Annotated in this window: 1 protein-coding gene; it reads right to left on the reverse strand. The window is 61.4% G+C overall.

What is annotated here, in order from left to right; translation table 11 throughout:
• The coding region (locus tag ACG2F4_RS19405) for a Gfo/Idh/MocA family protein (protein ID WP_395262598.1) at nucleotides 1-569 on the reverse strand (569 nt) is incomplete at its 3' end.
• Between the last annotated feature and the right edge of the window lie 3 nt (nucleotides 570-572).

Raw genomic sequence — 572 nt, forward strand, 5'->3', positions numbered from 1 at the left:
TCGGCGTCGGTCAGCCCCAGCACCGGGCTCACCACGTGGGTGGCGTAGTGCATCGGCTTCATGTACTGCCAGTATTCGGGCCAGCCCTCCATATCCTGCGGGTGGGAGGCCTGCAGGTACTGGATCCGCCCCAGCTCACCTTTCTCATACAATTCCTTTACAAACAGGTACTCCCGGCTGTAGACCACCGTCTCGGCCATGGTGTAGATCAGCCCGGTCTGCTCGACGGTCTCCACAATCTCCTTGCAGTCTTCCACCGAGGTGGCCATCGGCACCGTGCAGGCCACGTGCTTGCCGGCCCGCAGGGCCGCCAGGGTGTGCTCGGCGTGCAGCTGGATCGGGGTGTTGATGTGGACCCCGTCGATGGCCGGATCGGCCAGCAACTCCTCATAGGAGCTGTAGCGCTGGGCGTCCGGAATGTCAAACGCATCGCCCACCTCGTTGAGGTCGGCTTCCGTTCGCTGGCAGATCGCATACATGTTCGCCTGCGGGTGCTTCTGGTAGATCGGGATGAACTCCGCACCGAAACCCAGCCCGATAATCGCTATGTTTACTTGGTTGTCTGGCATAAT

This window comes from Halalkalibaculum sp. DA3122, from assembly GCF_043951865.1.
Lineage (GTDB): Bacteria > Bacteroidota > Rhodothermia > Balneolales > Balneolaceae > JAMQKA01.